General features: G+C 46.6%; 6 protein-coding genes. 5 read left to right on the forward strand and 1 reads right to left on the reverse strand.

What is annotated here, in order from left to right; all coding sequences use genetic code 11:
* Nucleotides 1-63: 63 nt before the first annotated feature.
* A complete protein-coding gene (locus tag EZV61_RS14335) occupies nt 64-1,272 on the forward strand; it encodes a class I SAM-dependent methyltransferase (protein WP_240695213.1) in 1,209 nt (402 codons plus the stop codon).
* Between the two features lie 72 nt (nt 1,273-1,344).
* On the forward strand, nt 1,345-2,238 hold the full coding sequence (locus tag EZV61_RS14340) for an ABC transporter substrate-binding protein (protein WP_131416424.1): 894 nt from the start codon (nt 1,345-1,347) through the stop codon (nt 2,236-2,238).
* On the opposite strand, the gene sbcB is transcribed toward EZV61_RS14340, so the two are convergent.
* Entirely contained in the window at nt 2,226-3,641 is a 1,416-nt protein-coding gene (gene sbcB / locus EZV61_RS14345; protein WP_131416426.1) for an exodeoxyribonuclease I, read from the reverse strand. The two genes, EZV61_RS14340 and sbcB, sit on opposite strands and share 13 nt — an antisense overlap.
* Before the next feature lie 483 nt (nt 3,642-4,124).
* Between sbcB and EZV61_RS14350 the strand changes: the two genes are divergently transcribed.
* The 3 genes from EZV61_RS14350 to EZV61_RS14360 form a co-directional block, all read left to right on the forward strand.
* Entirely contained in the window at nt 4,125-5,405 is a 1,281-nt protein-coding gene (locus EZV61_RS14350) for a hypothetical protein (RefSeq protein ID WP_131416428.1), read from the forward strand.
* 9 nt (nt 5,406-5,414) lie between these two features.
* The gene (locus EZV61_RS14355; RefSeq protein WP_131416430.1) at nt 5,415-5,759 is read left to right on the forward strand and encodes a hypothetical protein; all 345 of its coding nucleotides are present in this window, start codon (nt 5,415-5,417) and stop codon (nt 5,757-5,759) included.
* Nucleotides 5,760-5,875: 116 nt separating this feature from the next.
* On the forward strand, nt 5,876-6,334 hold a 459-nt coding region (locus EZV61_RS14360; RefSeq protein WP_476695891.1), incomplete at its 3' end, for a transposase.

The following is a 6,334-nucleotide window of genomic DNA, read 5'->3' on the forward strand; positions in this document are numbered from 1 at the left end:
ACACGGGAAAAACGCTTACTAACAGACAAACTCTATCAAGGCACAGACACTGCGAAACCTTCTATGCGCGATAAGTTCGCCAAGCAGCTGGTATTTCGACTTTTCAACGAGGTAGAGCATGGCACAGTCATGCTGCTGGACGGTACCGACAGCTGTCGTTTCGGCGAAGGAGATGCTGATGTCACGGTTGAGATACTCGACCCGTCAGCTTACCGAGCCTTTGTTTTTGGCGGCAGTATCGGAGCGGCTGAGGCATACATTCGCGGTGCGTGGCGGTGTGATCATTTAACCCGCTTGATCCAGATTTTTGCTGCGAACCTCCCTAGGTTAGAAAGATTAGAGGCTAAGTTTAGCTGGCTGCAGTCGCCACTGCGTGTGCTCAGTCATTGGCGCCGTCGTAATAGTAGGCGGAACGCGCGTCAGAATATCGGTGACCACTACGATCTGAGTAATGATTTTTATCAGCTATTTCTCGATCCGAAAATGATGTATTCCAGCGCCATCTATCGTACCCCAGACACCAGCCTTGATGAGGCTGCGGAATATAAACTGCAGGTGGTGTGCGAAAAGCTAGCTTTGCAACCGTCTGACCACCTGCTTGAAGTAGGCACTGGCTGGGGTGGTTTGGCCATCTATGCGGCGGAACACTATGGTTGTCACGTAACCACGACAACTATTTCGGAGCAACAATATCGATTTGCTCAGCAACGGATCAGAGAAAAAGGGCTTGAGCATCAGATCACTTTGTTGAAACAGGATTATCGTGAGCTAACCGGCAAATACGACAAAATCGTATCCATTGAGATGATCGAAGCGGTTGGCCACCAGTATTTACCGAGCTACTTCGAAAAGATATCGTCGCTACTGAAGCCGCAGGCGACTGCATTAATTCAGGCAATTACGATATCCGATCAACGTTATACAAAGTATGTTAACAGTGTTGATTTTATTCAAAAATATATATTTCCTGGCGGTTGTTTGCCATCTGTGGAGCGCCTCTCTACCCAGGTTTCCCAGCACAGTGACATGGTGATCAGGCAACTGGAAGATATTGGTCTGCACTATGCGACAACACTGGCACATTGGCGGGAAGGATTTTTTGCCAACCTTGACGCGGTACGCGAGATGGGGTTCTCCGAACAGTTTGTGCGCCTATGGCAATACTATCTCTGTTATTGCGAAGGTGCGTTCAGAGAGCGGGTGATTAGTACGGTGCAAGTGGTGCTAAGTAAACCAGAACATCGAGCTGATCTCGCTTTCTCAGTGAAATAAGCGGAATAACTAACGTTTGTTTGGTTCGCTGCTAAGATAAATTTGATACACAACTTAGCGAGCCAAAAAACCTTGAACTGGCTGAATTACCTAACGCTTATTGTCTTTTTTTGTTTTACATCCGGTGATCTGCAAGCAGAGGCCACAGACAATAGCAGTAAGAAAACGGTACGTTACCTTTTAGGTCACGACGAGGTACGCTTGCCGGATCTGTACCCGCAACATTTACTCCAAGCGGTAATTGAAGGTTGCGGCTCTGGTTACCAACTTGAACGGTCCGAGATCTCCATGTTGCAGGGGCGTGCGGCAATGGAAATAGCGGAAGATCCTGGCAGTTTAAGTGTTGTCTGGACTATGACTTCCAGTGAGCGCGAGTCGCTGTTAAAGCCCGTCCCCATTCCTATCTATCGCGGCCTGCTTGGTTTTCGCGTGCTGGTTGTGCGCCGCCAGGACCTAGCTCGTTTTAGTCACATCCGAACAATAGAACAGTTAAAAGAACTGCGCGCAGTGCAGGGGTACGATTGGCCGGATATTGAGATATTGCGTGCTAACGCGTTACCCGTTGATGGTTACGGCACAACATCTGAGATGTATCGTTTACTCAAAGAAGGGTTTGTTGATTACTTTCCCAGAGCGGTTATTGAAGTGGATAGGGAGCTGGAAGTACTGAATGATGATAGTTTCGCAGTTTTGCCTGATATCGCATTGATATATCCCACCGCAGGTTATTTCTTCACTAATCATAGCGATATCGAGCTGAACACCTGTCTTACCCAGAGTATGGAAAAGATGATCGCTAGCGGTGACTTTATGACAATGTTTGAGCGTTACTTTGGCCAAAGCCTTAGGCGTTACCGTTATGCAGAGATGGCCACGATTGTATTAGCCAACCCTCTGCTTGAGACGACGCGGCCTATCAATAGAAAGTATCTCGATCATGTCGCAACTGAGGTTTACAAAGACTGAGCGTAATCATACAGCGCATGTAAGATCGCCATTTTCTTCTCATTGTTTTGATGTTCCATCGCCAACGCTTCAAGTTCATGACTAAAGGTCTGAATATCTAACGCGTAGGGGTTGGGCGCAGCAAGCCGTTTTTCCCTGAATGCCTGCCATCTAAGCTGTTCCTGTTCAGATAAAAGGTGAGGGTAGTTTCTGGCCTTAAATCGAAAGAACAGTTCAGCGAGCTGAGGGTCTTCGAAGTTCGGTGTGATAGCGGGTAGATCTTCAACCTTAGTTTGGTGAATCACCTCCATCGTCGCCTTGTCATGATTGCTGGCAAAACCTTGGTAAAGATTTAGGTCTACATCGTCAACATGTCCCTCGTAAGGGGCTTCATAGACGTCAGATAGGGTGTGTTTGATCTGGGCGTTGCTTCGCCACCAGCTAAGGTGTTGTAAGCACGCATCTCGGTCAATCCCTAAGCGCTCAGCATTCTCTGCTGTCAGCATCTTTGCCGGCGCCAATACCGGGCACTTATTCAGATGAACGAGTTTGAGTGGCGGTCGATAGAGTCCGGCATCTGCTTTGGCATAAAGTGCTTCCAATACCTGCTCAGTGCTCATCTTTAACAAAGGGGTCGGATCGCAATTAAGATCGGCAACCACAATGCTGTTCTTGTTTGTCGGGTGAAACATCAGCGGCAGTACCCAGCTACAGCACCCTTGAGCTGCGGGGATCTTCGAAGATACGTGTAGCAAAGGCTGCATTTTTACAACGTCAATGAGCTTGGCGAGCTCTCGCTTTGATCTCAAGCCATATAGGTAATCGTACAGTCGTGGCTGTTTTTCTTTTATCAACTTCGCCATCGCAATGGTCGCACGCACATCTGACAGCGCATCATGGGCCTGACCGTGAGCGAGACTGTTCGCTGCAGTGAGATGCTCTAACTTAAAGCTGGGGGCACCATCTTCCCGCGTCGGCCATTCGATACCTTCGGGGCGCAGTGCGTAGCAGGTACGTACCATATCGATAATATCCCAGCGGCTATTACCGTTTTTCCATTCCCGGGCATACGGATCCATCAAGTTACGATAAAGGGTATTGCGGGTGACTTCGTCATCAAAGCGGATGGTGTTGTAACCGGCGCTGCATGTACCCGGCACACTGAATGCTGTATTCACCCTTTTAATAAACTCAACTTCAGGGATCCCATTGGCTAATGCCAATTGCGGCGTTATCCCTGTAACTAAACAGGCCATTGGTGCCGGCAGCACATCATCCGCTGGCGCACAATAAAACATCAACGGCTCGTCGATCTCGTTGAGATCTTCATCTGTACGGATCGCCGCGAACTGAACTGGGCGGTCACGTTTAGGATCAGCGCCAAAGGTTTCATAATCGTGCCAGAGGATCGTGTTCTGTTTCATAGAGTGTTTTGCTGTTTTAACGTGTTAGCTTGCTACCGATTCTAACATTCTTCTTTTTAATGTCCTGCATTGCTTTCTACTAGAAAACAACTGGTGACAGGTCAGTTTTCATTTCTTTGAGGTTAACGAAGTTTGGAGGCAAAAGAAGATATCAAGCTGATGTGACCACAAATGCCGCTGATTTATCTATCTAGAGATGGCTGTCCAGAAGAATCACGTCACAGTTCAGTCCCAAAGGAAAGAGTTTGGAGTGTCTTGCCTCCTAAAGTTCAGTTTGAAATCGTAAAATATCCCCTAAAAAATAGTCAGTTAATAAGCCTAAAGTCATGTTTTCCACCGAAGGGGTATTGAATAAACCCTATTCCGAGGTGACTATTTGTAGCTATCCAAAAATGGCTGTCCTCTCCGCTTTAGAGGGATGGCCCAAACGGCATTTGACGTATCAGAAGACGAAATTAAGGACTTGTTGGAGGAAGACGATTAATGACGCAGTTTCCTGAAAACATAGCCAAGATGTTACAGGTCATCCAAGATCCTGAGTGGCAAACAAAGCGCCAGCAATGTTGGGACGACAGTTTTAAAGAATATTATGAAGAGGACTGTAGCCGTAAAGAGTATCGCTGGTATCACAACTATTTTATGATGGGTGACTTGAGTAATCCGCCAAAAGATATTATTCGAGGGTCGGGAGATCACATTAGGCTTTTCCCTGTGCTTAATAAGGTAACGATCAGCTACTTATTGGAGACTATGGAGCCTGCTGAGGTGCGTCCAGAACAGTGGCAGGACATGTTTAGTTGTCTTGTTGGCGACCTGATGTCTCGCAGGGCCATCGCAACGGAGAGCGATTATGGTGAAGAGCAGTTGCATTTGCTTGCTGAACCAGAAGCGTTAGCACTGTTTGATTGGCTATGCGGGCCAGACTATCAAACTGAATTACCCCTGCCAGTGAAAGTAGGCAAAAAGCAAACAAGTGAGTTCTTTAAGTTAGAACCTTTGTATGTTCTCATTTCTATCATTAATAGCCATACCCGTGCGATCAATGATTACTGTGCCCACCCTTATCGTTCACTATGGCTGCAGAGAAAATCTTACGGCATTCACCTGTTTAACCAACTAAGTGCGGAATTTTTCACCCAGCAACGAGCTGAGCGACATGATGCTCTGGGCGTTGACCGATTTCAAAAGGTTATTTGGCCTTTGTTAGCCGGTCCGTGTTACAGCAACGTAAGCACTCTTCCGCGCTATGTGCAGGAACTTAATCAGTTGCGTAGTGACTTTCTGGCAGAGCTGATACCTCATCCGGATGCAAAACCGACTTATGATGGGTTGGTCAAGGCATTTCAGGCGGGACAAATACCATTAAAGAAAAAGTTGTGGCTAACCTTTACCCTAGATGAAGAAGAGCGCGCTTTTTGGCATCAGGTGTGTCGCCAGCAGATGATCGATGATGGTGAGTCATCGAGGGAATTTGATAACGAATATTGGCACTCAAGTTTTGGTATTCACAAGGTATTTGCTGAAATCCTTAAGAATTATTCAGCTGAGGCAGTTACATTATGGGAGCTCATCACCAAAAAGCATGATATTGGTAAATACCAAATGTGCCTTTATCATTGCCCTCATCGGGACGACTTTACTCATTTTATCGAAGTGTCTAACAACGATAATATCGATGAAATTGAATCAGAGTTAGTAGCACTATTTTCAAAACTTCCCGTACAAGGGATTGCTAGCTGGTGTTGGTTTGATGACATGTTTTAGGAAGAGAGTATGAGTGATATCGTCAACGTAGGCTTTACCGTACGGGAGTATGATAGAAAGACTTGGTTAGCGATCAGTGAACTGCTTGCTTCTGGTGGTAGTGGCAGTAAATTTCAGGATCTTCTAGACGAGATCCAGCCAGCGGCAGGTGATCTATTTGATGACTTTTTTGAAGAGTTTGAACCTGAAGAGTTCTTTGCTGAAGATTATCAAGTGTCAAATAACCAGTTCTTGTTAGCATTAATGGGCGGCCCCGACGGTGAGTCCCTTGGCAAAGCAATTGAAGACATATTTTCAAAGTTACCCATAGACAATTTAACTATATCGATTGGTACCGACAGTGCCGATGATTAGCAGGCTGGTTAATTAATAGGGTTATAGGGATAGGACATCCACTAAACCACTCGACGTTGACAGTTCTAGGTTCGGTTTCTACGCTGTTTGAGTGATAAATAAGCAAGGAAGCTGATATGACTCGCCCCCGTTCAGAGCTGGTTTCACCCGCGGATACGCCTTACTACCATTGTGTTTGCCGCTGCGTTGGCCGTGCTTTCTTGTGCGGTGAAGATAGATTTACCAGTACCGACTACGGCCACCGTAAACAATGGGTGCTTGAGCGTTTAGCCCTGTTAGATGAAGTTTTTACCATTGAGCTTTGCGCTTATGCGGTGATGTCCAATCACTACCACCTGGTGGTACATCTCAACCCCAAGAAGGCTGAAAGTCTGAGTGATACTGAAGTAGCTGAGCGCTGGGCCAAGCTGTTTACCTGGCCAATAATGGTTGGGCGTTACCTGGCGGGAAAACTCACCACAGATGCGGAAAAGCAGGTTGCTATCGACATCATTCAACAATGGCGTGAACGCTTATCTGATATCTCTTGGTATATGCGTTGCTTAAACGAACACATTGCCCGTAAAGCCAATGAA

This window comes from Corallincola luteus, from assembly GCF_004336975.1.
In the GTDB taxonomy this organism is placed as follows: domain Bacteria; phylum Pseudomonadota; class Gammaproteobacteria; order Enterobacterales; family Neiellaceae; genus Corallincola; species Corallincola holothuriorum.

What these genes read in the sequence shown, in the direction of transcription:
- EZV61_RS14355 (WP_131416430.1), top strand. Translation starts at nt 5,415, where the DNA reads ATGAGTGATATCGTCAACGTAGGCTTTACCGTACGGGAGTATGATAGA.
- EZV61_RS14335 (WP_240695213.1), top strand. Translation starts at nt 64, where the DNA reads ATGCGCGATAAGTTCGCCAAGCAGCTGGTATTTCGACTTTTCAACGAG.
- sbcB (WP_131416426.1), bottom strand. Translation starts at nt 3,641, where the DNA reads ATGAAACAGAACACGATCCTCTGGCACGATTATGAAACCTTTGGCGCT.
- EZV61_RS14350 (WP_131416428.1), top strand. Translation starts at nt 4,125, where the DNA reads ATGACGCAGTTTCCTGAAAACATAGCCAAGATGTTACAGGTCATCCAA.